Here is a 23,815-nt window from a genome sequence, read left to right as displayed (position 1 = left end):
TGGCGTCGGTTGCTGGAGTTAAGCTCCGGCTCAGTCTTCTTTTCGGATTTGTCGATTTAAAACTCTAACGATTGCTTGGCTGTCCCTGCGTCGCACCCGTGACGTTCAGCGCCGGCTTCGCCCGTGTGCAACATGTCTTTTCATTGGTTGGTTCTGCTCGCGGCGATCGCCGTCGAGATCGTCGCGACGGCCGCGCTGAAGTCGGCTGTCTCCACCTCATGGCTCGTCGGCACGCTGCCGCTGATCCTGATCGGCTTCTCCTTCATCCTGCTCAGCATCGCGTTGCGGGTCATTCCGATGGCGGTCGCCTACGCCGTCTGGGAAGGGCTCGGCATCGTCGGCATCGCGCTGATCGGCCATGTGCTCTTCGGCGAGCATCTGACGGCTGCCCGCGCGGCCGGCCTGGCCGCGATCCTGGCCGGCATTCTCCTCATCGAGAACGGAGTGGGGCACGAACGCAGCGAGGGTGACGGGAGGCTCGTGTGACCGCCTCCTTCACGCAGGCTGCGCCTTTCCTCTGGCTGCTGCTGGCCGTCACGCTCGAAATCGGCGGCACCTATCTGCTCAAGCTCTCGGACGGCATGACCCGTCGCACGATGGGCGCTGGCGGTATCGTGCTCGTCATGGGCGCCTTCGCGGCGCTCGCCCAGGCGATCGAGGGCATGGACCTGTCGGTCGCCTATGCGGTCTGGGGCGGGGCGGGTCTGGTGATCACCGCGATCATCGGCGCGCTGGTCTTCGGCCAGCGCATCAGGCCGGTGGGCTGGCTCGGCATCCTGCTGGTGGTCTGCGGCGTCGTCGCGCTCAAGCTGGTCTGAGGCGGGGCTTCAGGCGATGCCGCGCGTCTTCAACGCATCGCGATAGGCGGCGATGACGCCGTCGATCATGTCGTCCAGGCGGAAGTTCTGGTGGACATGGCCGGCGAGGTCGGCCGCCTGGGCGAGGCGCTCGGCTTCCGGCGTATCGAGCATCGCCCGGATCGCCCCGGCAAGGATCGTCGGGTCGTTGGCCTGGATCAATCGCTGGCGATGTTTGGGGCCGTAGATCTCGCCGATACCGCCGACATCGGTCGAGATCAGCGGCTGGGCAGCCGCTGCTGCTTCCAGGATGACATAGGGCAGGGATTCGGCCCGCGACGGGATCACCATGGCGCGGGCGCGGGCCAGGGCCTTGCGGATGGGTGCCGGCGGCTCGAAGACGCACTGGTCGGCGACGCCGCGTTCGCGCGTCATCTGCCGCAATTCGTCCTCGTCCGGTCCCGAGCCGATGATGAGGATCCGCGGCATCAGCCCGTCGCGGCGGCGCAGCAGCGCCAGCGCGTCGATCAGCGTGTCGACGCCCTTGGCCGAGCGCAGTTCACCCAGATAGAGCAGGTCGAATTCCGCCGCGCCATGATCGATCGGCTCGAATTCCGCGTCGGAGACGCCGTTGAGCACCACCCGATGGTCCGTGCGCGGCACATGGCCGACATGGGCCTCGAAGCGCCCGGCGATGAAGCGGCTCTCGAACAGGAACATGTCGGTCGCGCCTTCGAGCAGGCGCTCGACGCTCATATAGACCTTATGCTCCACGCCGCCGGGCTTGTAGTTGAAGCTGCCGCCATGGGGCGTGTAGGCGGTGACATAGCGCCTACCGGGCGAGAACAGGGCGGGGATGCGGCCATAGACCCCGCCTTTCGAGCCGTGGCAATGCACGACATCCGGCGCGAGGCGCCGCCGCAGCGACATCTCCGACAGCTGCGCCTTGAGGTCGGTGGCGCTCGGATAGCGCGACATCGGCACCCGCGTCACGCCCAGCGTCAACTGCCCGGCGAGCTCGCGAAAGACTTCGTCGGCTCGTGCCCCGCCGGTGCTGGAATCGCAGAAGATGCCGACATCGTGCCCGCGCTCGACCTGGCCGCGGGCGACGTCGAGGACGTGTCGGAACAGCCCGCCAAGCGGTGCCCGAAAGACATGCAGGATTTTCAAGGGGCGGGAAGCCGGGCTGTCCGTCATGGGGCGCGGCGCGATCTCAGAACCAGCGTTCCTTGATGACGATGGTGTCGCCGGGCTGGACCGGATAGGTGATCGGCACGGTCGCGGTCACGGTCTGTCCCTCGATCTGGCGCGTCACCTCGGCAGAGGAGCGCAGGCCCCGCGGCGTGAAGCCACCGGCGATGGCAACGGCCGTCTGCACGGTCATGCCGTTCACATAGGGGAACTGGCCGGACGTGGTGACCTCGCCGAGCACGAAGAACGGCCGGTAGGTATCGACCTCGACCGAAACCTTGGGTTCGCGCAGATAGCCGCCGCGCAGCTTGGCCTCGACCGCCTGGGCGAGCTGCACCGTCGTGCGTCCCTGCGCCTCGACCGAGCCGATCAGCGGCATGGCGATGCGCCCGGCGCCGTCGACCGCGTAGATATTGGAGAGATTGTCCTGCCCGAAGACGATGATGCGCAGCCGGTCGCCACTGGCGAGCCGATAAGGCCCCGCCGGTTCGGCGAGCGCATAGTCCGACGCCGGATAGCGGGGCGCGCAAGCGCCCGCCATCATGGCGGCGGCCAAGGCGAGAGAGGCGAGACGTCGACTCATCACTGGCTTACCCGTGCAGAACTCGCCCGATCTTTAGGCCCGGTATGGTTAACAAAGGCTTCCCGTGGGCTGTTTTGGGCGCCGGGGCGGCGGAAGGATGGCGCAAGCGCCGCCATCCGGCCGGCGAGATCAAGGCCCAGAATGTCGCGCTCGGCGGACTGACGACGACCGTCAATAAGCTCGATGGCCAAGTCGAACGCCTGCACCGACAACGGCAAGTCTTGAGGTAAAATGCCTCCAGATAGATACCCGATGCCGCCAGTGATCATGATTAACAAATTGAGATTGTTAGCAGTTCATTAGGCTTACTGAGCGTTCAATGTCGCCCGCGTCCCTTCCACGGGGCGAGAGTTTTGCGTCGATAGGTGGGCCCATGACCGCTCAAGCTGGGATTGATGCGCGCGGCGCCGGCGAAGGCCGGGGCGACATGCTCGATCTCTCCGCCCTCTGGGCGGCGATCAAGCGCCGCAAGTTCTGGATCATAGCGCCGACGCTCGCCGCGCTCGGCCTGTCTTTCGTCGCGGTGAACGTGGTGACACCGCGTTATACCGGCGAAGCGAAGCTGCTGCTGGAGAGCCGCGGCGGCTTCTTTACGCTATCGGGCCAGGCGCCGGCCGATAGCAGTCAGTTCGATTCCGAGGCCGTGCAGAGCCAGGTCCAGGTCATCATGTCCCGCGACTTGGCGCGCGAGGCGATCAAGCGGATCGGGCTGGTCGGCAACGGCGAATTCGATTCGGGCGTCGGTGCGTTGAGCGCCCTGCGCAAGCTCGCCGTGATGATCGGGCTCGGCGGCCATCCGGCCGACCGCTCTCCCGAGGAGCGCGTCCTCGAGAAATATTATGACCGTTTGCTGGTCTACCCCGTCGGCCGTTCGCGCATCGTCTCCGTCGAGTTCACCTCGCGCGATGCGGCGCTCGCCGCCAAGGGCGCCAACACCATCGCGGAGACTTATCTGGAGCTCCAGGAAGCGGCGAAGCAGGAGAACGCCCGCAGCGCCTCGAACTGGCTCTCGACCACGATCGAGCCCCTGCGCAAGCGCGTCGCCGAAGCCGAGGCCAAGGTCGAGGATTACCGCTCGAGGAACGGTCTGTTCTCCGGCCCCAACAACACGACCATCTCCTCCCAGCAGCTTACCGACCTGTCGGCGCAGCTCTCCAGCGCTCGCAGCCAGCAGGCGGAGTCGCAGGCCAAGGCGGGGTTGATCCGCGACGCCATCAAGCAGGGGCGTACGTTCGAGATTCCGGATGTCGCCAATAACGACCTCGTCCGCCGGCTGATCGAGCAGCGCGTCAACCTGCGCGCCCAGATCGCGGCGGAATCACGCAGCCTCCTGCCGGAGCATCCGCGGATCAAGGAGCTCAACGCCCAGCTTCTCGATCTCGAAGGCCAGCTCCGCGCCGCTGCCGAGCGCACCGTGCGCACGCTGGAGAACGAGGCCAAGATCGCCGGCCAGCGCGTCGAGAGCTTCCAGGCCGCGCTCGACGGGCAGAAGAAGAACGTCTCAAGCGCCAATGACAGCGAGGTGCAGCTGCGCGCGCTGGAGCGCGAGGCCCGCACGCTGCGCGAACAGCTCGAGCAGTACATGCAGCGCTACCGCGAGGCCGTCGCGCGCGACACGATGAATGCGACGCCGGCCGATGCACGCATCATCTCGCGCGCGGTGGAGCCGACCGAACCTTCCTTCCCGAAGAAGGTGCCGGTGGTGCTGGTCGCGACGCTCGCGACCTTCCTGATCGCGCTTGCGACGATCGTGACCCGCGAATTGCTCAACGGCCAGGGCAGGTCTCTGCCGGACGCTCCGCGCGGACCGCGCTGGGTGTCCGCCGGCTCCTCGGAAGATGAGATGGAGACGCCTGACCCGGTGCCGGGTACGCCGCGCCATGCGCGTGTCGCCGGTCTGCTCACACATGCCGGAAAGCTCGGTCAGGCCCGGCTCGACCTCGACCGGCCCGAGCTGACCTTGGCGGAGATCGCGGAGCGGACCCACGAGCCGGCGCGCGGCATGGCGCCGCTGGCGCTGGTCCTGGATGGTGCCGGCGACGGGGCCGCCAGGCCGCGCGATCTCGCCGAACTGCTCGCCCAGCGCTGCCGCTGCGTGCTCGTCGACCTGTCCTCGGATCACGGGGGCGGGGAGGCCGGCTTCTCGGAGCTGCTTGCCGGCGAGGCCCTGTTCTCCGACATCATCACCCGCGCGTCGGGTTCGCGGCTGCATCGTATCGGCGCCGGCCGCGCTGGCCGCGCTGCGGTTCTGGCCGCACCCGATCTGGTCGACGTCGCGCTCGATGCGCTTTGCGAGACCTATGACTGGGTGCTGGTCGCCGCCGCCTCCAACGACGACGGCACGGTGCTGGCGCCGGTCGCCCGCCGGGCGCAGGCCGGGCTCGTCATGAGCGGGCAGGTCGGCAACGGCCATGCCCTCGAGACGGCCTACCGCCTGAGCGAACTGACCGAAGCGCCGGTCACGCTGATCCTCGACGCCGAGGGCGGCGTGCCCATGCCCCCGGTTTCGCGCACGGAAATGCCCGTCGGCGCCTGAGGAGCAGGGCGGCCCTACTCCTCCTCGGAGCGCCTGCTCCTGAGCCAGCCCGATGCGCGCTGGGCGAGCTTCAGCGCCATCGGCGAGCGCTTGATCCGCCGCTTCAAGTCGCGCTTCGTCCGGGCGATCCGGGCGAAGACGCGGCCCTTGAAGGTCAGGGGCAGGAAGCTGTCGACGAGATCGTCATGGTCGTCGCAGAAGGTGGTCTTGTAGCGGGCCTCGCCGACGCCGAGATCGAAGACCGCGACACCCTCGCGGGCTTTCAGACGGATCAGTTCGGCCAGCAGCAACTCCCCCGGGCTGGTCTTGACGGTTTCGCTGGCCATGTCGAACGAGGTCGCCATGCCGGAGAAGCGTTCGCCCTGGATCGTGCCGACATAGGTCGCCACCGAGCGGCCGGCCAGGTCGAGGGAATAGAGTTCGATCGCTGGGCGAGCGCTGCCGCATGCTATCGCCGCGCGCTCCAGGAAGGCGCGCATCGCCGGCTCGGCGAAGGGGTCGGGCACGCCCATGCTGCGGAAGCGCTCGGCCTTCTGTGACAGGAAGGCGTCGATGATGCGCGTGATCTCTTCGGGCGTTGCCGCTCGTACCAGCGTCGATGGCCCGAAATCCTTGAAGCGGCTGTGCTTGTTCTTGAGCTTCTTGCGGGCATGGCTGCTCATCGAGCGCCTGAGCGTCGCGTCCCCGTCCCCGGCGATCAGGGCGAGCTTGTAGGCGCGGCTCGGGCTCGGACCGGCGGCGAGTTGTGCCGCGGGATTGGTGACGCCCTGCCAGTTGACGGGCTGGTTGACGAAGGCCAGCGCATCGAGCCCGCCGATCGCGCTGCCGATCTCCGTCAGCATCTGCGCGGTCAGCGCTGCATCGAGCCGTGCGGCGAAACCCGGAGCGTAGAGCCCCATATGGTAGTTCGCGTGCTTGCCACCGATGAACTCGGCGAAGCGGAAGCCACTGCGCCCGGTGACGACAAGCGGCAGCAGGGCGCAGAGCGTCCCGGTGGCGTCATGCACCAGGGCGTAGCGGAAGGTCATGTCATGCGCCGCCCCGATCGTCTCGGCGAAATGCCTGACCCAGTCATAGCTCTGATAGGGCGTCACCAGCGCGCTCGCCTCGAACGCGCGCCAGATATCGGCGAGCGCCGCGATATCGGTCTCGATCGCGATCGAGGCCCACGGGCGTCGCGCGGCCCGGGCGGCGGTGACCGCGTCTGAGTTGGCCGATGTCGAAGCGGCGATGGCGGGCATGTTTCCTTCGCCCATGCGAGCAGAGCAGATGAGCGTCCTTAACCCGTCATTGTGAACGGATCGGACACACTCGCCCGGCCCGACTGCGCGATCGCGCGATAGCGTTAGCGGGGGGTTGCAAAGGGACGGTTGCAGTTGGCGGCGATGAACGGGCGTCACAGGGCCATCGCGGCCGCATTCCGGATGATGGCAGCGACGGGCGCCGATCGCTGGAGCCGCGGCGTTGCGCAAGGGCAGGGCGTGATCCTGACCCTGCATCATGTCCGGGCGGCGCAGACGCGTGGCTTCGCGCCGAACGCCCTGCTTGATATCACCCCGGATTTCCTCGACCGAGCGCTTCGCCTGATCCGGGCCGAGGGCTACGACATCGTCTCGCTGCAGGAGGCGTTGGCGCGCCTGCGCAATCCGAAGCCCGGCTGCTTCTTCGTCGCGCTGACCTTCGACGACGGCTATCGCGACAATGTCGAGGAGGCCTGGCCAGTCCTGGCCAGGCACGAGGCGCCCTGGACGCTGTTCGTGACGCCAGGTTTTGCCGACCGCACGGCGCGGCTCTGGTGGCTGGAGCTGGAGGAGGCGATCCGGGCCTTGCCGCGGCTCGATCTTGCCTTGCCGGATGGCCGTTTCACCGCCCGGACCGAAACCGATGCCGAGAAGAACCGCGCCTTTGCGAAGCTCTACTGGCGTCTGCGCCGTGGCCCGGAAGCGATTCTGCTCTCAGTGATTTCCGCTCTCGCGGCCGAAGCCGGCATCGATTCGGTCGCTCTCGTCGAGCGCGAATGCCTGCCCTGGGATACGCTGCGGGCCTTGTCCGGCGCACCGGGCGTGACGATCGGCGCCCATACCCTGACGCATCCGATGCTGGCGAAGCACGACGCGGATGTCGCGCGCCGCGAGATCGTGGGGAGCAAGGAGCGGTTAGAGGCGGAACTGGGCATCCCGATCCGCCATTTCGCCTATCCGGTCGGCGATCCCGGCTCGGCCGGGCCGCGCGATTTCGCGCTTGCCGCTGAGGCGGGCTTCGAGAGCGCGGTGACGACGCGGCCGGGTCATCTCCTTCCCGAGCATGCCGCCCATCTCCATGCCCTGCCGCGGGTCTCGCTCAACGGCCTTCACCAGAACGAGGCAGCGCTGCGGGCGCTCTTGTCGGGGTTGCCGTTCTGGTTGCGGAGCAGGGGGCGGAAAATTAAATCAGGCTAGCTTGATTGGAGTGTCGTTATGATTCCGCTTGGGCTGATTTTGCTGATATCGGCCATATTGTTTCTAGGTGGGTGGTTGCTATCAAATGATGAGCTAGTAAATTATGTGTCTGCGCTCAAGAAGGTATTGGGTGTGGTTATAGGGTTATCTGTATTCGTCGTTTATGGATGGTATTGGAGTAATATTAGATATTATAAAGATAATGGCGTTATAGGATGTATTCTGATTTTACTTTACGTATCAGGAATTATTATTAATATAAATCGAAAATGGGGAATTATTATATTCATAATAGCGTTTGCTGCAATTTTTATTTTCGATTCTGTTGTGATTAAGGGCGGTTCTTAGTCGTCTTTCCTCTCCATCCACTTGATCAGCGGCAGCAGCGGCAGCACCCAGGCGAGGCCGAGCACGATATAGGCGATGGTCTGCACCGGCTTCGATGCCTCGGTGATCCGCCCCTGCGCCAGCGCCATCGCGACGAGCGCATAGACGCAGACGAAGACGAAGATCAGCACGGTCCCGAGCAGCTTGCGGTTGCGTTGTTTCATCGGGCTCTCCACGGGGCAGACCTGGCTGCTGCGGCAATGCGGGCGTTGTCGCGCCGGAGCGACGGGTCTATGTCACCGGCAGCCGCGCTTGTGAAGCGATGCGCGCCTGAATATCCCTGCCTGCGACCGAAAGCCCGCCCGTGACCCTCGCCCTCGACCAGACGCGCGCCAACGCCAGGGCCGACCATGCCGGCATCCGCCGCTGGCTCTGGATCGTGGCCGGCCTCGTCTTCCTGATGGTCATGGTCGGCGGCGCGACGCGGCTCACCGGCTCCGGCCTCTCGATCACCGAATGGAAGCCGATCACCGGGGCGATGCCGCCGCTTTCCGCCGATGCCTGGGCCGAGGAATTCGGCAAGTACCGCGCGAGCCCGCAATACCAGCTCCTCAACGAGGGCATGAGCCTCGGCCAGTTCCAGTTCATCTACTGGTGGGAATGGGGCCACCGCCAGCTCGGCCGCTTCATCGGGCTGATCTATCTCGCCGGCTTCCTCGTCGTGGCCTTGCGCCGCCTGCTGCCCGCCCGGCAGACCGCGACGCTGTTCGGCATGGGCCTGCTGCTCGGCCTGCAGGGCACGATCGGCTGGATCATGGTCGCGTCGGGTCTCCAGCCCGGCATGGTCGCGGTCGCACCGGTCAAGCTGACGCTGCATCTGACTTTCGCCGGCCTGTTCTTCGCCTCGGTCGTCGCCTTCGCGACGACGCTGACGCCGCTGCGCCGGATCGAACCGGTGCGAGGCAGGGGAGCTGCATGGCTGCTGCTGCTGCTGCTCTTCGTGCAGATCGCGCTCGGCGGGCTCGTCGCCGGCTCCAAGGCGGGCTTCACCTTCAACAGCTGGCCGCTGATGGATGGCGCGCTGGTGCCGCCCGGCTCGCAGCTCTTCGCCCGGACGCCGTTCTGGGAGAACTTCGTCGACAATGTCGCGCTGGTGCAGTTCAACCACCGCATCGGCGCCTACATCCTTTTCGCCGTCGCGTTGTGGAATGTGCTGAGATTGCGCCGGGCGGCGCCGGGATCGGGCAGCGCCAGGCGTTCGACCGCCATCGCCGGGCTCGTGCTGGCGCAATCGGCGCTCGGCGTCGTCACGCTGTTGCTGGTGGTGCCGCTCTGGGCCGGGCTCGCCCATCAGGCGCTCGGCTTCGCCGTGCTGGCGATGGGCGTGGTGCATGTCACCCGCACCGAGCAGGCGTCGCGGGGATAAAAAGCCCTATTCGACAAAAAAAGGCGCCGTTTCCGGCGCCTTTCTCATGTCAGGAATGATGGTTCCGATCAGGCCAGCGCCTGATCCAGATCGGCGATCAGATCCTCGACATCCTCGAGTCCGATCGAGAGGCGCACCACCTGCGGCCCCGCGCCGGACGCGGTCTTCTGCTCGTCGGTGAGCTGGCGATGCGTCGTCGAGGCCGGGTGGATCACCAGCGAGCGCGTGTCGCCGATATTGGCGAGATGCGAGAACAGCTTGAGGTTCGAGACCAGCTTGACGCCGGCGTCGTAGCCGCCCTTGAGCCCGAAGGTGAAGACCGCGCCGGCGCCCTTCGGCGTATAGCGCTTGGCCAATGCCTCGTATTTATCGCCGGCCAGGCCGGGATAGCTGACCCACTCGACCGCCGGATGCTTCTGGAGGTGCTCGGCGACCTTCTGTGTGCTCTCGCAGTGCCTCTGCATGCGCAGCGGCAAGGTCTCGATGCCGGTCAGCAGCATGAAGGCGTTGAAGGGCGAGAGCGCCGGCCCGAGATCACGCAGGCCGAGCACGCGGGTCGCGATGGCGAAGGCGAAATTGCCGAAGGTCTCGCCCAGCACCATGCCGTTATATTCCGGCCGCGGCTTGGAGAGCATCGGGTAGCGGTCGTCGCCGACCCAGTTGAACGAGCCGCCATCGACGATCAGGCCGCCGATCGAGTTGCCATGGCCGCCGAGGAACTTGGTCGCCGAATGCACGACGATGTCGGCGCCGTGCTCGAACGGGCGCAGCAGGTAGGGCGAGGCCATCGTGTTGTCGACGATGAGCGGGATGTTGTGCTTTTTCGCGATCGCGCTGATCGCGGCGATGTCGACGATGACGCCGCCCGGATTGGCGATGGATTCGATGAAGATCGCCTTGGTCTTCGGCGTCACGGCGGCGGCGAAGCCTTCGAGGTCGTCAGGATCGGCCCAGATCACGTTCCAGCCGAAGTTCTTGTAGGAATGGTTGAACTGGTTGATCGAGCCGCCATAGAGCTTGCGCGACGCGACGAATTCGTCGCCCGGCTGCAGCAGCGCATGGAAGCACAGGAACTCGGCCGCATGGCCCGAGGCGACGGCGAGCGCCGCCGTGCCGCCCTCCAGCGCCGCGACGCGCTCTTCCAGCACCGCGTTCGTCGGGTTGCCGAGGCGGGTGTAGATATTGCCGAAGGCCTGCAGTCCGAACAGCGAGGCGGCATGGTCGACATCGTCGAAGACGAAGGAGGTCGTCTGATAGATCGGCGTGGCGCGTGCGCCGGTCGCTGCGTCGGGAGCCGCTCCGGCATGGATGGCGAGTGTGTGGAACCCCGGTGCGCGGTCGGTCATGGCTGCTCCCTATGGTCTGACGTCGAAAACGGATCGTTCGATTTAACGAACGGCTCGCGAGGCGTCAATTCGGAGCAGGCGGCGGGGTCAGGTGCCCGGCCGGTGGATCGTCAGCTTCTGGAAGCCCTTGCCGGCGAGCACCGGCTTCTTCGACGACAGGATGCGCGAATTGATGCCCTGCCAGCCGATTTCGCCGGAAAGACGGCCGTATTCGATCTTGGGACAACGGTTCATGATCACGGTGACGCCCTTCGCCTCGGCCCGCGCCGCGGCCTCGTCGTTGCGCACCGAAAGCTGCATCCAGATCACCTTGGGCAGCGGATCGAGCGCCAGCGCCTCGTCGGTGATCGGGCCGGCGGCTTGCGAATTGCGGAAGATCTCGACCATGTCGATCGGGCCGGGGATGTCCTTCAGCGCGGCATAGACCGTCTTGCCGAGGATCGTCTGGCCAGCGAGGCCGGGATTGACCGGGATCACGTCATAGCCGCGGTCGATGAGGTATTTCGTCACGATCCAGCTCGGCCGCGCCTCGTTGGCAGAGGCGCCGACCAGCGCGATCCGCTTCACGGATTTCAGGATGTCGCGGATCAGGCTGTCGGGATAGGCGTCGTGGGTCATGGGGGACACTCTGCGTCATTCTCGGGCGGAGCGAAGCGCAGACCCGAGAATCTCTTCGATAGGGGTTTCTGGTTTACGAGATGCCCGGGTCAAGCCCGGGCATGACGGCCTTCACCCCTCCCACACCGGCGCGCGCTTTTCCACGAAGGCGCCGATGCCTTCCTCGGCGTCCCGCGCCAGCATGTTCTCGACCATGACCGCCGAGGCGTGGTCGTAAGCTGCCTTCAACCCCATCTCGCGCTGCTCGTAGAAGGCGCGCTTGCCGATCTTGACCGTCGCGGGGGATTTCGAAGCGATGACCGCCGCGAGGCGCCGCGCCTCCGCCAGTGCGTCGCCGGCCGGCACGACGCGATTGACCAGCCCCATCCGGGCCGCTTCGTCCGCCGGCACCATCTCGCCGAGCAGGAGCATTTCCAGCGCGTGTTTGGCCGAGAGATTGCGCGAAAGCGCGACCATCGGCGTCGAACAGAACAGCCCGATATGGACGCCGGGCGTGCAGAAGCGGGCGCCTTCGCCTGCCACCGCGAGGTCGCAACTCGCGACGAGCTGGCAACCTGCGGCCGTCGCCGTGCCCTCGACGGCTGCGATCACCGGCTGGGGCAGGGCGGTGATCTGCTGCATCATGGCCGAGCAGCGCCCGAGGACATCCGTGAAATAGGCTCGGCCCCGATCGGGGTCGGCGCGATGGGCGGTCATCTCCTTGAGATCGTGCCCGGCGCTGAATACTGGTCCGGCCGCCGTGAGGATCACGACCTTGACCGATCGATCGGTGGCGATGGCGGCAAAGGTCTCGCTCAGCGCCGCCAGCATCGCTTCGCTCAGCGGGTTGCGCGCTTGCGGGCGGTTCAGCGTCAGCGTCGCGACGCCGCCGGCGTCCTGGCGCAGCAGGACGGGCGCGGCCTCCGGCTGATGATGGGCGTTCATGGCGCTTCCTTTCCGCATTTCCGCCTATTGTCGGAGCCGGCCCGCCATGCTGCAAGGGGAGAAGTCCCGCCTCAGCCTTCGGTTTTCCGCATGACGACCCGCATGAGCGCCTCCGAGATCGATGCCTATCTCGATGAGGTCTTCCCGCAGCTTCATTATGGCGGGCGCACCTATTTCATCGAGGCGGTCGGGCCGATGACGGCCCGGATGCGCTGCGACTATCATGAGAAGCATCTGCGCCCGGGCGGCACGATCTCGGGCCCGACCATGATGGCACTGGCCGATCTCGCGCTCTATGCGGCGATCCTCGCCCAGATCGGGCCGGTCGGCCTTGCGGTGACGACGAGCCTCAATTTCAACTTCCTGCGCAAGCCCGGCCAGACGGCGCTGATCGGCGAAGCCAAGCTGCTCAAGCTCGGCAAGCGGCTCGCAGTGGGCGAGGTCGGTCTCTATTCGCAAGGCGAGGTGGAGATGGTCTGCCACGCGACCGGGACCTATTCGATCCCAGTCGCGCGGTAACTGCTTGCCGCTCTTGTGCCGCCTCAGGCCGCTTGCTGGAGAGCCCGCGCCGCAAAGACCTCCTTTGCGGCGAAGAGCCCGTTGAGGGCGGCGGGAAAACCGGCATAGACGGCCATCTGGATCAGCACTTCCACGATCTCGTCGCGGCTGAGCCCGACATTCAATCCAGCCTCGATATGCACCTTCAGTTGCGATGTCGCATTGCCGAGCGCGGCCAGGGCCGCAATCGTCGCGATCTCCCGCTGTCTGAGATCGAGGCCCGAGCGCGTGTAGATGTCGCCGAAGGGAAATTCGACGATGTAGCGTGCAAAGTCGGGCGCGATATCGGCAAGCTGGTCGATCACCCTGGTTCCGGCTTCGCCGTCAATGGCCGCCAGGGCCTGCCAGCCTCTCTCGAACCGCTCGTTCGTGTCGTTCTGTTGTTGCGTCATGGTTCGTCTCCACCGTGTCCAAGCCGGCATAGCCGGCGATCTTGGTGTCGAGGACGGCAAGGCAGGCCTGAAGCTCGGCGACATGAGCCCGGACCTTGGCTCGATGCTCCATCAGCAGAAGGCGGCGGTCTTCCTCCGTTGCAGGGCCGCGTTCGCGCAGGCGTGCATATCGCAGCATGTCGCGGATCGGCATCCCGGTCGTCTTCAGACGGCCGATGAAGTCGATCCAGGACAGAATGGAGGCGTCGTATTCGCGGTGTTGGGACGAGGCGCGAGAGGCATAAGGCAGCAGCTTGATTCGCTCGTAATAGCGGATCGTATGCGCCGACAGCCCGGTGCGCCTCGCGAGGTCCCCGATCTTCATGGTTCGCCTTGTTCGTCGTGACGCAGACCTAGCTACATCTTTGAGTGCACTCTAAGTCAAGGGCGGGCCACGGCATTGGTTTGGCGATGCCTCAAGCACATCCTGTGTTCCAATTTGCCGGGCGAGCGCGTGATGGGGCAGGGAATGGTGCGGCGTTGGAGATGAAAGCGGTATCCTGATACCATTTCGTTCATCGCTATGAGAAAATTGCATTTTTCGGGTTTTGCGTTTTCGTGAATGCTTGACAGCCGGCTTCCTTGCCCCTATCCCGACGCCACACCGCCGCCGGGCTCTCCGGCGGCTTGTCCTTTTTTAACGCAACCGAAGGGTGCCGCGATGAAGACCGTCTCGCTCAAGCCCGCCGATGTCGAAAAGAAGTGGGTTGTGATCGACGCCTCCGGGCTCGTCGTCGGCCGTCTCGCCTCCGTTGTGGCGATGCGTCTGCGCGGCAAGCACAAGGCGGCGTACACCCCCCATGTCGACTGCGGCGACAATGTCATCGTGATCAACGCCGAGAAGGTCTCCCTGACCGGCCGCAAGCGCGAGCAGAAGAACTATTATCACCACACGGGCTTCCCGGGTGGCATCAAGGAGCGTTCGGCCAAGTTCATCCTGGAAGGCCGCTTCCCTGAGCGTATCCTCGAGAAGGCCGTCGAGCGCATGCTGCCGCGCGGGCCGCTCTTCCGCCAGATCCTTGGCAACCTGCGCGTCTACAAGGGCGCGGAGCATCCGCACGCTGCTCAGTCGCCGGAGGCGCTCGACGTCGCCGCGCTCAACAGCAAGAACAAGAGGGTCTGACCATGGCCGAGGTTCTTCAGTCTCTCTCCCAGCTCGGCGAAGTCGCCAAGCCCGAGCAGCCCGCCGCTCCCGTCCACGTCAAGAAGGTCGATGCGCAGGGCCGCGCCTATGCCACCGGCAAGCGCAAGAACGCGATCGCCCGCGTCTGGATCAAGCCCGGCTCGGGCAAGGTCACCGTCAACGGCCGCGACCAGGAGGTCTACTTCGCCCGCCCGGTGCTGCGCCTCGTGCTCAAGCAGCCGCTGCAGCTCGTCGACCGCGTGACCCAGTACGACGTCGTCGTCTCGGTCAAGGGCGGCGGCCTCTCCGGCCAGGCCGGCGCGGTGCGCCACGGCATCTCCAAGGCGCTGACCTTCTACGAGCCGGAGCTTCGCGGCCCGCTCAAGAAGGAAGGCTTCCTGACCCGCGACTCGCGTGTCGTCGAGCGTAAGAAGTTCGGCAAGGCCAAGGCCCGCCGCAGCTTCCAGTTCTCGAAGCGGTAATTACACTCTTCAAAAGAGTTTCAAAATCAGGAGGTTGGCAGAAATGCCAACCTCCTTTTTTGATTGACACACGTTCGTCAATGCCTTGACGCGTAAGAGATTCCAGTCTCAGTTTTTGACGTCTGCCGGACATGATCCGTTAGTGGCGAGGCTGGGATGGCTTACGAAAACAAGCATGTGTTCCGAGACGGACGCATCGTTCTCTACACGCGTAATGGCGGCGGAGTTTATCATGCACGCCTGTCGGTTGAGGGCGTCTCTGACTATGTGGTGAAGTCCACCAAGCATCGGTCGTTGGATCGGGCTCGTGAGTTTGCTGAAGACCTCTATGACGACCTTCGGTATAAGGTCCGCCATGGGGAAGAGATCGGCACTCATTCATTCCGAACGATTTGGGATCGCTGGCTTAAAGCGCATCAGGACACGTTATCATTCCACCGCAAGCGGTACATCACAGGGACGGCAACGCGTTACCTGTTGCCGTTCTTGGGCCAGAAGGTGGTTGGAGAAATCAACGACAAACTGATTGCGCAATATTGGACGTGGCGCATCAGCTATTGGCGCTCGGAGGAAGGCGAGACGAAGATCGCAAAGGCTTCCAAGTCCCGTACCACTGCAAAACGTCCCTACAAGCAGAAGCTCGGAAACGTCGCCAAAACGCCATCTCAAAAGACGCTCGATATGGAGCGCACTGTGCTCGGGCAAGTTCTAGGCTGGGCGCACCGAAATGGCATGATCAATCGCCTTCCAGAACTGAGGCCCCCAAGGATCAAGGCGGGTAGAGGTGTCGAGAGGCGGCCTGCATTCGAGTTGGACGAATGGAAGGCGCTGTATCGGTTTCTCCGCGAATGGGCGCGAGAGGGCTCTCCGCAGGACGGGTTTGCGGCGAAGAAGGGCCCCCATGAGCTTCACCGATGGCAGCGTGAGCTGCTGCGCAACTATGTCGTCTTCATGGGCTCAAGCGGCCTGCGGCCAAACGAAGCTCGCCAGCTAAGGTGGTGCGACGTCACGAGGCATCAGGACGCCAAGGGCAACGCTTATGTCGTCCTCCATATCGCGCCGGATACGAAAACAGGTGCGCGCGAGTGCGTGCCCTTAAGAAATGTGCCCACGCTTCTTGAGCGCATAAAGGCAAGCTCCAACCATACCCAGCCCGATGATTTGGTATTCTGCAATCGAAAAGGCGAAGCAGTTGAAAATTTTGGTAAAACGTTTAAGTCAGTTCTGAACAAATTGGGAATGTTGAAAAGTAGATTTGGAAAAGATAGGACTATATACAGCCTTAGGAATACGTATGCTACGTTTAGAATACGGTATGGCGGCATCGAATTCGATGATTTAGCTTCAAATATGGGGACGTCGCCGACGATACTATTTAGGCATTACCGACATATCCCGAATCCTGACATTGCGGATAAGTTGGGCGGGAAGCTCCATGCCGACCAAAGTAGAAAGGGCCTATACCTCTGATTGCCTTTGAGTAAACTGTCTGCCAAATTACGGATAAGCGTTGGCACGTTTCCTATTGTTGAATAGAGATTGGGGGAAAAATGCGGATTTTTACAAATTTGGCGTTTGCCATTGTTCCTTGTGTGCTGCTTGCAGTACCGTCTTATTCGCAAGAGATCGCTCCGATTGTCGGCAATTGGGTCGGGAAGGGCGTAAGCTGCAAGGCTATAAAGGACTCGTCAGACGAGAGAATTCTGAAAATTCGCAAGAGCACCGTCGAAGGTTATGAATCAAGCTGCAAGATTAGGTCCGTCAAGCGCTCCGATTCATCGTTCACTGTGAGCACGATTTGCGAATCCGAAGGCGAAGCCGTGCGTAATAATATGAGCATTGACCTTATTTCTAACAATGAGATCAAGGTAAAGGGAGGCTTCGACTATGTGCGTTGTCCGTAAGACAACGCTGATCGTAGTCTGTTTGTGTGCTTCGGTCGCGCAAGGGGCAAATGAACCTCGTTACATCGCAAGTGGCGGCAGGCAAGGGTTCTATTGGGAGGCATTCTTACTCGGCGATGAGAGTGCGGGCGTCGGTGCGATTCGCGACGTCAAAGTCTCGTTCATCACGAACGAGGGCAAAGCAACGGATGTCGAGTTTCTGGCAAACTGCAATCCGGGCAATCCGCATGTCGTTGATCAGGACGACAGAAAAACGGAAATCTCTCTCAGCGCACGACCATCGCAGGCAGAAATTCTGCCTTACGGCGTCTGGTATGCAAGCTGCCGAAAACAGTTCGGGCGGTTTTCGGAGCGAGGTTTAGACGGGAAGCGTCAGCTTTCCTCTAGCAAGCTGGCCTTTCCGATAGAGGGAGCCGAGCAAGTCGCAGAAATCAGACCGGATGCTCGATTGGCTCCGATGCGCGGTCTAACGCGTCTTACCATCAAGGTTGCGACACAACCCGAGACGGTCTTTGTCTATTGCTCCCCTAGCGTGCCAACGGTTTTTTGGCCCGATAGCAAGGGCAAGGTCGAGATCTCGGATGCTGATGAGGAAAGAGCTAGAAAGGGCGATGCCCTTGTAAGTCGCGCACTTTCGATCTGGGGGGCGGTGTGCCAGCGGCTGCCGGAGCAGTCAAAAGATCGGGTCGCTAAGGCCCAAGCGAGTGTTACGCCGAAATCTGCCGGAGGGGATAGGACGTCGGCTTCTGTAGTTCGAAGCCCGGCGGCAAAAAGTCAAAGCAGCGAAGCGCAGGCAAAAGTTGTAGGGGGTGAGGCGCCTAGCTTTACAGGCTCAAGAGAGCAAATCGATGCTCTTAAGTCAATGTATCAAATGTACATGTTTACCTCCCGGATTTGTGAAATTGTAAAAGAATACTCAGATGATTTAAGGCCACTAAAGCAAGTTATGTCCGATGTCGAAAAGATATACAAGGGAAATGGTATCGACACCGACAAGCTATGGAAGGAAGCTGCCGCGACATTATACGAAGCACAATTCGGACCTCAGCTAAAAATGATTGAGAATCTTGAAGGTATGGGCGGATTTAGCCTGCCGAGTGACAGGCGAAAGGCGGCGCCGCAATGTGCTCAGTTAATTTCGCTTACAAAATCCGGTGGGCTCGCAACTCTAAAGATTCTTGGAGCGAATAGCGACGTTTCAACAATGAAAAAAGATTTCTAACTCTCTATGCTGAGCATGCCTGTATATGAGTGTTTAACATCTCAGATTTCGTTATGCTGCTAGAGAATGTGTATTCTCTGCGCTTTATGTCGGAGCAATATTTTCTGAATGGTGTATTGTAAAATGCTCTAAGTATAAAATTTAGAAACAAGAATGGGCTCAAGGGGCCGGATACCGGTATTCGGCAATTCTTATATTGACCAATGGTCAGATGTGACATTGGGTGATCGTTCTCTACGAAATTATCGCGATCAAAATCAAATCTGATGGGGCTCGTTACAATATTTCTTGATACGATATCACCATACATCTCGTCCGTCTCGTAAATATCAGGATTGTTTTGATATTCGAGGAGGTCAGGTGATGGAAAGAACGCGAGGCGATGATTGATAAGCTCACGATTGCGGAACTGATACATCATTTGTATCAGGCCGCCGTCAATCATTTTAAGGTTGAATGATCTCTGGGAAACAAGAACAGCGTATGACTCGCTGTATGGAATATTCTTAAGAGTGACCGATAGATCACGCTCTTCCTCTCCAGATATGTCAATAGAAATCACTCCGCCTGCTCCAGTCCGCATCGCTGGGAAATTCTGATCCACGCAAAGCCCGGAAGAGATCAATTCAGACGTAAGTTCTCTAATCTCGGAAAGAATGCCCTCAGCCGTCGACATTTCCTGCTCCAGAGAGGATTTGCCGCAATTGGTTGAGCATATCCGGATCCAAATCCTCGACGCGAACGCGTCCTGCGGATAAATCAGAGACCAAATTCGTTATGCTCGACTTCGCTCCTTTGATAGATTTTTGCTCCTCCGGGGTAAGATCGCGATTGACGACACGCAGATGCTTGCGCATTTCTGCATTTGGATAAACGAATTGAAGTTCGTAATTGTGAGCAACCACGCGATCAAACTCTTGCTTGAGTCGATCCATATTTGGCCCAACCCCAAGAACCTTTACCCACGCTTTGCTGCGGGTGATGGCCGTGAAAAGCTGATTCCGGACTCTCCCCAGATTTCCCCATGATGTGAAACAATCCTGCGCGTTCATGACGTACACCATGCCGGCTTCATTGCCCTTGGCTCTAAAGATGCCTGTGAACGCGACTGACTGCTCGTCTGGCTTAAAGAAGATATCTGAAGAGCTATCGACACCGGCAACGTGCGATTGGATGCCACGTTCGAAAAGTATGGCTCTAGGCGCGCCGACTTGTTTCACTGTTGTAACAGGATCAGGGTTTATGACGATGATATCGTCATAAGATAGCTCGTCTTCCTTGAGGTTTTTCTCGATCTGGTCGGCAAGCCATTCAGCCTGCTCTGAAGGTTTGTCGAATCGGATAAATTCAACAAGCTGGTCAACTTCCTTGGGGTACTCAAGGAACTCCGGACTGGATGCGGGTGTTCGTTCGAGTGTGACCTCGGCATCATCCTCTAGCGCGCCAGCCTTAACGCGGTAGCCCACGTCCTCCCAGAGCTTGGCTCGATCAAACATTTGGATCAGCCCGGTCTTCATACCCGGAGCCGCTTGGCGATAGATACCAAAGCCAAGGGCATGTGCCGTAGCCAAAACTGGCCGGGAATTGCGATAGCACTTCTCTAAAATGATATCCTGACTGGGTTGGCCAGCCTGTGGCTCTCGGAAGACGACATTCGGCTGGCCGTTTGAGTTCACCCCGAAGAGAGTTTCTGGAGGCGGGAGGCTGCTCTCTGTGAGCGACTGCAACTCGTCGTAAGCGTAGACAAGGCGCCTGTCTTCTTTAAGCGAGAGATAGCAAAGCCTTAGAAAATTAGGGCTGAAATCCTGAGCTTCGTCGACCAAAATGACGTCAAAAATAGGTTTTGGATTGGATACCGCGTTCAGGGCGCTTTCAACTGCTCCTTCAAACGCGCCAGACAATTGAAAGTTTTGTTTTGCCGTTTGAAAATCCATAAAGGGAATACTGTTTGCCTCACAAAATTGGTAATATACACCAGTTCTGGTCAGTCCGCCGGGCGCGCCCCACGCATTGATTACCTGAACATTCTCCCACGTCGGGCCTTCGCCGGTTTGTTCATATACAAACGTTTCGATGAGGCGATGAAACTGGGCCTTGAGGGAGCGGGTGTTGAAAGTGACGGCAATCTTCCAGTCTGGATGCTGCGCATGGAGATAGGCTGCCTTTAGCGCAAGGATGATCGTCTTGCCGGAGCCGGCGAGTCCTCTAATGCGTTGGACACCGTCCACCGTCTCAATAACGGCTCTGCTTTGAAGCGAATCGAGATTGGCAATCGAGTCTTCGAGGAGCTTCAGATATGCCCCGCGCGAATGACCGTTTGCGACATTGCGGCGGCGGCGTCCTCGCCGGATGGTCGAGATTGACTGAATTACAGAATGGACAGCTTGATAAAGATCAGGCCTTGCCCATTCAATCGAATTAGCCACTTCTACGAGGTTAGAATCGTTTGCAACAAGATGTTCTGAATCGGTATTGGTATTGAGCACCATTGGGCAATATGTTATAACAGTAGGCACTGCTAAAAGAGTTCTTCCGCTCATCAGCGGTCGGTGTGCTCGAAATTTGGTCTCTAGATTGTTGGCGTAATCATCCTGAACGATTTTATATTCGCCAAGATCGCGGCCTTCTACCAGATGAAAAATTACTACTCCGTGCTTCGGGCTAACCCAAAGGGCGTCAATAGAGTTCACTCCATCTGCGCTCGCGAGAACTGGGTAGCCTACATAGACGACGCCTTCCTCGGGGAATGATTCAGCGAGTTTCGTCGCTAGCCGCTGGCTAGTGATAGGCTTTCGTGTGGAGCCCCAAATTATCTCAGTCATCTGTTTCGTCGCAGGCTTCGAGGGGAGGAGGTCTAGCACTAGCCCTGTTGGAGCGCCACCAGTGGGCTATGTAAAGCTGCTAATACACCTTTACAAAACCTGCTGTTTCTGTTACACCTTAACAGCATCAGAGGAGTGATAGGTGGCTGTTTTTGGGTACCTGAGGGTCTCGACTGAACGGCAGGCTTCCGAAGGTGAAAGTCTGCCGACACAGCGCCGATCTATCGAAGGCTACGCCATGATGAATGGCTACGCTGTTGATAGATTCTTCGAAGAGAAGGGTGTGTCGGGCTCGAAGCCCATCGCCGAAAGGCAAATGGGGGCGGCCCTTCTCTCAAGCCTCAGCGCGGGGGACGTGATTATCACGTCCAAGCTCGACAGAATGTTTCGTTCTGCGCTCGATGCGCTGGACGTCCTGAAGCAACTCAAAGCACGCGATGTCTCGCTGCATATGATCGACCTTGGCGGCGATGTGACCTCCAATGGCATCTCGAAGCTTGTCTTTACGATCCTGTCGGCTGTCGCTGAAGCAGAACGTGACCGTATCAGGGAGCGGATCGCTGATGTGAAAAGGGATCAGAGGCGGCGAGGGCGGTATTTGGGCGGTGCCGTGCCATTCGGCTACCTTCGGGATGCGGCGGGTCAACTGGTCCCCGAAATGGACCAGCAACGGGCGATAGATGAGGCTCGCCGGCTGAAAGCCAGCGGGCAATCACTCCGCTCCATCGCTGATGCGCTATCCCGCCAAGGTCATCAATTGTCACATGTTTCGGTGGCGCGCATTTTGAAGGAAGGTTAGCCAAGCTGAATGGGGCATTTATATCACATATTATTCTACTGTTGAGAATTAAGTTCATCGCGTTGGTGAATTCGATAAATAATTGAAAGTGATAATGTTTCAAGATCACAATATATGACAGTCTTTATGTAGTATGATTGATGATCAATAGCGATAATACCTATTATGGTAAAATAAATAAAGGCATTAATATAAGTAATATGGAATCAAAATCAATATCTAGTGCTATTAATAAGCTAAAATTACAATCCGATAAGGCCGCAGGGTTTCAAAGGGAATTTGCTGTAGACGGCGTCGCGGATTGGTATGCGGGAGAGGTCAGGTCTATAGTTCCTAATGTTTGCTTTACGCTGACGGGGTATTTTCCAAATTGGAGACCGCACAATGGACTGGCGAGCTCCGATGCGCAGTTGGTTAGAAGACAATTCGCTCGTTTCTATCGAAAGCTTGGAATAGCTTTATCGCCTGAAAAATTCGATAGGCGAAATGTTGAGAATTGGCCTCTCTTTTATGCTTTTGTCGAAACGCAGCAACGGGGCTCAAAGAGGCCCGTTCCCGCGCATATTCATGCCGCAGCGCACTTTTCGGAATTGCAACTCGCGTGGCTTGGTGACGGAACTGGCCGTGAGGGCTGCGTTGATGCTCGGAAATTGTGGCTAGAAACCATTGGTGCGTATCGCGACAGAGCTAATGAATCTTACAGTGAAGCCTACGCGCGCCAAAAGAGGTTGCACAACTTGTTTCAGCTGGACCTAAATCCAGATGAGAATACATCGTTTTATATTACAAAATTTTCTGGATTAGAAGAGAATGCCGCCAGAAGCATCAGGCGATCTGACCTGCTCTGCCTGTCCGGTCATTAATTACGCCGCGTCGTATTAATGCAGCTCCCGAATACACGATTAACGGCTGATCATCCGATTCAGCCAAGTGTCAACTGCGTCCAAAACGAACAATAGAGGATTTATCGAGTATGTGCAAATTAACAAATGATTTCATTGCAGAGGTAAGAGATGAAATCAGATATAAGTATGGTTATGATCTTAGTTTAGATCAAGTCAGAGAAATTGTAAGATTTGGAATTGAAATTGGATATTTTAGAGAGAAGTTAAATGAGAAATAATACTAAGAACGCTGCAAACAAATCTATGAATAGATTAACAATCTCAATTGGCCATGGCACCATGTCTCGCATCGACGCGGAGGCGAGATCATCCGCCCGATCAAAGGCATTCGTAATCCGCCAGATCATTAAGCGCCATTTCCAGAAAGGGGAAGGGGGCGCCAATGGCCAATGATAGCGAGAGATACGCCATGCTTGGGTACGCGCTCGCTACCGAACTGATGAAGCGCCGGAGGGCGGGCAGGACCGCTTCTGCTGCCGAGCTTGAACGGGCTGTGCTGGCGCTAATTTCGGCCAAGCCAGTGGGGGGCTTCAGACGGTTCATGAAAGAAGAAGCTGGGCGGGACTTCGACACGCGGAAATGACCGCTATGGGTCATCTGCCGGATGCTCCGAGGCTCCTGCGGTGTCCGATGTCAGTGGGGCTTCGCCTCATCAATGGCCGCCGCATCAGATATCCGGCGCCGAATTCAAAGATTGCAACCGCCTGCCTCGTCCTTCGGCCACAGGTCGCGATTTCGCTGGCGAACGATCTTGAAGCTCTTGAACGCTCGGCGAGCCTTGAAGACCTCAATCTGGTTGGCCGTATCGCCGATACCAGCGCGGATCACTTCCTCGGTCACATCGCAATCGGGGCCTATGATGACTCGCTGCAGTTTCATGCGGCTGCTGAAATCGCAAAAATAAAGGCCATTCTCGACGGTCTTTCCGCCAAGCGCCTCAAAAAGCCGCCATTCTTCCTCATACCGCCAATGCTCGTATTTCGCTCGGATCATGAGGCTCCGAATAGCATCCGGCGTTGAGCGGTTCAGGACCTGTCGAGTGGGGTAGTACTGGATTTCTGCGAGATACTGCTTCGGAACATCGAAGCCGAGGCAAATGCCTCGGTGCTTGTCGGCATAATGGCTCCATTGAACCGGGTTTTGCCAACTTGCGCTGAAGCAGATGATCCCGAAGTCGGCACTCATCCTCTTTTTCGTTTGAGTGATCGCGTTCCTGACATCCGGCCTCTTGCTCGTGAGCCAGTTCCATTCAAATGGATCGTTGAGATCGGCGATTGTCGCGATCTTCAAGCGCTTCCTTCTAAGATTGCTAAGAGCGTGATCCGCTCGCGTAAAATGATAGACGCGCACTCGATCCCCCCGGATTTCCTCGATTGCTGCATG

At 60.0% G+C, this 23,815-nt stretch carries 26 protein-coding genes; 12 read left to right on the top strand and 14 right to left on the bottom strand.

The annotated features are described in order from the left end of the window. Nucleotides 1–132 precede the first annotated feature (132 nt). Both BLQ70_RS01435 and mdtI read left to right on the top strand, forming a co-directional pair. Complete coding sequence (locus BLQ70_RS01435) at nt 133–486, top strand: DMT family transporter (RefSeq protein WP_082617017.1); 354 nt, start codon at nt 133–135, stop codon at nt 484–486. Then, nucleotides 483–818, top strand: coding sequence for a multidrug/spermidine efflux SMR transporter subunit MdtI (gene mdtI, locus BLQ70_RS01430; protein ID WP_091855527.1), 336 nt, complete (start codon nt 483–485; stop codon nt 816–818). The genes BLQ70_RS01435 and mdtI overlap by 4 nt, the downstream gene beginning before the upstream one ends. Nucleotides 819–827: 9 nt before the next feature. Here the strand turns inward: mdtI and BLQ70_RS01425 are convergent, their stop codons facing one another. From BLQ70_RS01425 to BLQ70_RS25230, 3 genes are read right to left on the bottom strand one after another with little or no spacing between them, the layout of a single operon-like run. Then, nucleotides 828–1,994: a glycosyltransferase family 4 protein gene (locus BLQ70_RS01425; protein ID WP_091855526.1), complete on the bottom strand. Its 1,167-nt coding sequence runs from the start codon at nt 1,992–1,994 to the stop codon at nt 828–830. A gap of 16 nt (nt 1,995–2,010) precedes the next feature. After that, nucleotides 2,011–2,571 carry a polysaccharide biosynthesis/export family protein gene (locus BLQ70_RS01420; protein ID WP_061963985.1) on the bottom strand — a complete coding sequence of 187 codons (561 nt, stop codon included), beginning with the start codon at nt 2,569–2,571 and terminating at the stop codon, nt 2,011–2,013. Next, nucleotides 2,571–2,849, bottom strand: a complete 279-nt coding sequence (locus BLQ70_RS25230; RefSeq protein ID WP_139163471.1) for a hypothetical protein — start codon at nt 2,847–2,849, stop codon at nt 2,571–2,573. The genes BLQ70_RS01420 and BLQ70_RS25230 overlap by 1 nt, the downstream gene beginning before the upstream one ends. Before the next feature lie 95 nt (nt 2,850–2,944). Here BLQ70_RS25230 and BLQ70_RS01415 point away from each other — a divergent pair, with 95 nt between their 5' ends. Next, nucleotides 2,945–5,107 (top strand): GumC family protein, encoded by a 2,163-nt coding sequence (locus BLQ70_RS01415; RefSeq protein ID WP_170843273.1) that lies wholly within the window; start codon nt 2,945–2,947, stop codon nt 5,105–5,107. Nucleotides 5,108–5,121: 14 nt separating this feature from the next. On the opposite strand, the gene BLQ70_RS01410 is transcribed toward BLQ70_RS01415, so the two are convergent. After that, nucleotides 5,122–6,348, bottom strand: coding sequence for a GNAT family N-acetyltransferase (locus BLQ70_RS01410; protein WP_091855524.1), 1,227 nt, complete (start codon nt 6,346–6,348; stop codon nt 5,122–5,124). 183 nt (nt 6,349–6,531) lie between these two features. On the opposite strand from BLQ70_RS01410, the gene BLQ70_RS01405 reads away from it, so the two are divergent. Further along, on the top strand, nt 6,532–7,545 hold the full coding sequence (locus tag BLQ70_RS01405) for a polysaccharide deacetylase family protein (RefSeq protein WP_244511869.1): 1,014 nt from the start codon (nt 6,532–6,534) through the stop codon (nt 7,543–7,545). A 344-nt stretch (nt 7,546–7,889) separates the two neighbouring features. Here the strand turns inward: BLQ70_RS01405 and BLQ70_RS01400 are convergent, their stop codons facing one another. Continuing rightward, nucleotides 7,890–8,096 (bottom strand): DUF2842 domain-containing protein, encoded by a 207-nt coding sequence (locus BLQ70_RS01400; protein WP_091855522.1) that lies wholly within the window; start codon nt 8,094–8,096, stop codon nt 7,890–7,892. Between the two features lie 116 nt (nt 8,097–8,212). Between BLQ70_RS01400 and BLQ70_RS01395 the strand changes: the two genes are divergently transcribed. Further along, a complete protein-coding gene (locus tag BLQ70_RS01395) occupies nt 8,213–9,298 on the top strand; it encodes a COX15/CtaA family protein (RefSeq protein WP_091855521.1) in 1,086 nt (361 codons plus the stop codon). A 68-nt stretch (nt 9,299–9,366) separates the two neighbouring features. Here the strand turns inward: BLQ70_RS01395 and BLQ70_RS01390 are convergent, their stop codons facing one another. The 3 genes from BLQ70_RS01390 to BLQ70_RS01380 all read right to left on the bottom strand — a co-directional run bounded on the left by BLQ70_RS01390 (nt 9,367) and on the right by BLQ70_RS01380 (nt 12,186). Further along, on the bottom strand, nt 9,367–10,644 hold the full coding sequence (locus BLQ70_RS01390; RefSeq protein WP_061963973.1) for an O-acetylhomoserine aminocarboxypropyltransferase: 1,278 nt from the start codon (nt 10,642–10,644) through the stop codon (nt 9,367–9,369). A gap of 87 nt (nt 10,645–10,731) precedes the next feature. Further along, nucleotides 10,732–11,262, bottom strand: a complete 531-nt coding sequence (locus BLQ70_RS01385; protein ID WP_091855520.1) for a CoA-binding protein — start codon at nt 11,260–11,262, stop codon at nt 10,732–10,734. A 111-nt stretch (nt 11,263–11,373) separates the two neighbouring features. Then, nucleotides 11,374–12,186 (bottom strand): enoyl-CoA hydratase, encoded by an 813-nt coding sequence (locus tag BLQ70_RS01380; RefSeq protein WP_091855519.1) that lies wholly within the window; start codon nt 12,184–12,186, stop codon nt 11,374–11,376. Nucleotides 12,187–12,276: 90 nt separating this feature from the next. Between BLQ70_RS01380 and BLQ70_RS01375 the strand changes: the two genes are divergently transcribed. Next, nucleotides 12,277–12,705 carry a PaaI family thioesterase gene (locus tag BLQ70_RS01375; RefSeq protein WP_091855518.1) on the top strand — a complete coding sequence of 143 codons (429 nt, stop codon included), beginning with the start codon at nt 12,277–12,279 and terminating at the stop codon, nt 12,703–12,705. Between the two features lie 23 nt (nt 12,706–12,728). Here BLQ70_RS01375 and BLQ70_RS01370 read toward each other — a convergent pair whose 3' ends face one another. Together BLQ70_RS01370 and BLQ70_RS01365 are read right to left on the bottom strand one after the other, a co-directional pair. Further along, complete coding sequence (locus tag BLQ70_RS01370) at nt 12,729–13,136, bottom strand: carboxymuconolactone decarboxylase family protein (protein WP_061963965.1); 408 nt, start codon at nt 13,134–13,136, stop codon at nt 12,729–12,731. After that, a complete protein-coding gene (locus BLQ70_RS01365; protein WP_091855517.1) occupies nt 13,069–13,500 on the bottom strand; it encodes a MerR family transcriptional regulator in 432 nt (143 codons plus the stop codon). The genes BLQ70_RS01370 and BLQ70_RS01365 overlap by 68 nt, the downstream gene beginning before the upstream one ends. A 336-nt stretch (nt 13,501–13,836) precedes the next feature. On the opposite strand from BLQ70_RS01365, the gene rplM reads away from it, so the two are divergent. The 4 genes from rplM to BLQ70_RS25225 all read left to right on the top strand — a co-directional run bounded on the left by rplM (nt 13,837) and on the right by BLQ70_RS25225 (nt 17,906). Further along, the gene (gene rplM / locus BLQ70_RS01360) at nt 13,837–14,298 is read left to right on the top strand and encodes a 50S ribosomal protein L13 (RefSeq protein ID WP_061963961.1); all 462 of its coding nucleotides are present in this window, start codon (nt 13,837–13,839) and stop codon (nt 14,296–14,298) included. A 2-nt stretch (nt 14,299–14,300) separates the two neighbouring features. Continuing rightward, complete coding sequence (rpsI, locus tag BLQ70_RS01355; RefSeq protein ID WP_061963959.1) at nt 14,301–14,780, top strand: 30S ribosomal protein S9; 480 nt, start codon at nt 14,301–14,303, stop codon at nt 14,778–14,780. A 156-nt stretch (nt 14,781–14,936) separates the two neighbouring features. Beyond that, complete coding sequence (locus BLQ70_RS01350; RefSeq protein ID WP_091855516.1) at nt 14,937–16,250, top strand: site-specific integrase; 1,314 nt, start codon at nt 14,937–14,939, stop codon at nt 16,248–16,250. 417 nt (nt 16,251–16,667) lie between these two features. Further along, nucleotides 16,668–17,906: a hypothetical protein gene (locus tag BLQ70_RS25225; protein WP_139163470.1), complete on the top strand. Its 1,239-nt coding sequence runs from the start codon at nt 16,668–16,670 to the stop codon at nt 17,904–17,906. Nucleotides 17,907–17,910: 4 nt separating this feature from the next. On the opposite strand, the gene BLQ70_RS01345 is transcribed toward BLQ70_RS25225, so the two are convergent. Next, entirely contained in the window at nt 17,911–18,582 is a 672-nt protein-coding gene (locus BLQ70_RS01345; protein WP_091855515.1) for a DUF2290 domain-containing protein, read from the bottom strand. Further along, nucleotides 18,569–20,728, bottom strand: coding sequence for a DEAD/DEAH box helicase (locus tag BLQ70_RS01340; RefSeq protein ID WP_091855514.1), 2,160 nt, complete (start codon nt 20,726–20,728; stop codon nt 18,569–18,571). Before BLQ70_RS01340 ends, BLQ70_RS01345 begins: the two co-directional genes overlap by 14 nt. 142 nt (nt 20,729–20,870) lie before the next feature. On the opposite strand from BLQ70_RS01340, the gene BLQ70_RS01335 reads away from it, so the two are divergent. Both BLQ70_RS01335 and BLQ70_RS25220 read left to right on the top strand, forming a co-directional pair. Beyond that, nucleotides 20,871–21,527, top strand: coding sequence for a recombinase family protein (locus BLQ70_RS01335; protein WP_091855513.1), 657 nt, complete (start codon nt 20,871–20,873; stop codon nt 21,525–21,527). Between the two features lie 140 nt (nt 21,528–21,667). Then, nucleotides 21,668–22,390, top strand: a complete 723-nt coding sequence (locus BLQ70_RS25220) for a hypothetical protein (RefSeq protein WP_139163469.1) — start codon at nt 21,668–21,670, stop codon at nt 22,388–22,390. A 360-nt stretch (nt 22,391–22,750) separates the two neighbouring features. Here the strand turns inward: BLQ70_RS25220 and BLQ70_RS25215 are convergent, their stop codons facing one another. After that, nucleotides 22,751–23,029 (bottom strand): hypothetical protein, encoded by a 279-nt coding sequence (locus BLQ70_RS25215; protein WP_139163468.1) that lies wholly within the window; start codon nt 23,027–23,029, stop codon nt 22,751–22,753. A 90-nt stretch (nt 23,030–23,119) separates the two neighbouring features. Then, on the bottom strand, nt 23,120–23,722 hold the full coding sequence (locus tag BLQ70_RS01325; RefSeq protein ID WP_170843272.1) for a DUF2971 domain-containing protein: 603 nt from the start codon (nt 23,720–23,722) through the stop codon (nt 23,120–23,122). Nucleotides 23,723–23,815: the final 93 nt, after the last annotated feature.

Source organism: Allobosea robiniae, from assembly GCF_900102525.1.
Lineage (GTDB): Bacteria > Pseudomonadota > Alphaproteobacteria > Rhizobiales > Beijerinckiaceae > Allobosea > Allobosea robiniae.
The sequence above is the reverse complement of the archived record's forward strand: the minus strand, read 5'-3'. Positions and strand labels throughout refer to the sequence as shown.

Coding starts and splice junctions, on each gene's coding strand:
- BLQ70_RS01435 (WP_082617017.1), top strand. CDS start 133: ATGTCTTTTCATTGGTTGGTTCTGCTCGCGGCGATCGCCGTCGAGATC.
- BLQ70_RS01425 (WP_091855526.1), bottom strand. CDS start 1,994: ATGACGGACAGCCCGGCTTCCCGCCCCTTGAAAATCCTGCATGTCTTT.
- BLQ70_RS01420 (WP_061963985.1), bottom strand. CDS start 2,571: ATGAGTCGACGTCTCGCCTCTCTCGCCTTGGCCGCCGCCATGATGGCG.
- BLQ70_RS01415 (WP_170843273.1), top strand. CDS start 2,945: ATGACCGCTCAAGCTGGGATTGATGCGCGCGGCGCCGGCGAAGGCCGG.
- BLQ70_RS01410 (WP_091855524.1), bottom strand. CDS start 6,348: ATGCCCGCCATCGCCGCTTCGACATCGGCCAACTCAGACGCGGTCACC.
- BLQ70_RS01405 (WP_244511869.1), top strand. CDS start 6,532: ATGATGGCAGCGACGGGCGCCGATCGCTGGAGCCGCGGCGTTGCGCAA.
- BLQ70_RS01400 (WP_091855522.1), bottom strand. CDS start 8,096: ATGAAACAACGCAACCGCAAGCTGCTCGGGACCGTGCTGATCTTCGTC.
- BLQ70_RS01390 (WP_061963973.1), bottom strand. CDS start 10,644: ATGACCGACCGCGCACCGGGGTTCCACACACTCGCCATCCATGCCGGA.
- BLQ70_RS01385 (WP_091855520.1), bottom strand. CDS start 11,262: ATGACCCACGACGCCTATCCCGACAGCCTGATCCGCGACATCCTGAAA.
- BLQ70_RS01380 (WP_091855519.1), bottom strand. CDS start 12,186: ATGAACGCCCATCATCAGCCGGAGGCCGCGCCCGTCCTGCTGCGCCAG.
- BLQ70_RS01375 (WP_091855518.1), top strand. CDS start 12,277: ATGACGACCCGCATGAGCGCCTCCGAGATCGATGCCTATCTCGATGAG.
- BLQ70_RS01370 (WP_061963965.1), bottom strand. CDS start 13,136: ATGACGCAACAACAGAACGACACGAACGAGCGGTTCGAGAGAGGCTGG.
- BLQ70_RS01365 (WP_091855517.1), bottom strand. CDS start 13,500: ATGAAGATCGGGGACCTCGCGAGGCGCACCGGGCTGTCGGCGCATACG.
- rplM (WP_061963961.1), top strand. CDS start 13,837: ATGAAGACCGTCTCGCTCAAGCCCGCCGATGTCGAAAAGAAGTGGGTT.
- rpsI (WP_061963959.1), top strand. CDS start 14,301: ATGGCCGAGGTTCTTCAGTCTCTCTCCCAGCTCGGCGAAGTCGCCAAG.
- BLQ70_RS01350 (WP_091855516.1), top strand. CDS start 14,937: ATGGCTTACGAAAACAAGCATGTGTTCCGAGACGGACGCATCGTTCTC.
- BLQ70_RS25225 (WP_139163470.1), top strand. CDS start 16,668: ATGTGCGTTGTCCGTAAGACAACGCTGATCGTAGTCTGTTTGTGTGCT.
- BLQ70_RS01345 (WP_091855515.1), bottom strand. CDS start 18,582: ATGTCGACGGCTGAGGGCATTCTTTCCGAGATTAGAGAACTTACGTCT.
- BLQ70_RS01340 (WP_091855514.1), bottom strand. CDS start 20,728: ATGACTGAGATAATTTGGGGCTCCACACGAAAGCCTATCACTAGCCAG.
- BLQ70_RS25220 (WP_139163469.1), top strand. CDS start 21,668: ATGATCAATAGCGATAATACCTATTATGGTAAAATAAATAAAGGCATT.
- BLQ70_RS25215 (WP_139163468.1), bottom strand. CDS start 23,029: ATGACCCATAGCGGTCATTTCCGCGTGTCGAAGTCCCGCCCAGCTTCT.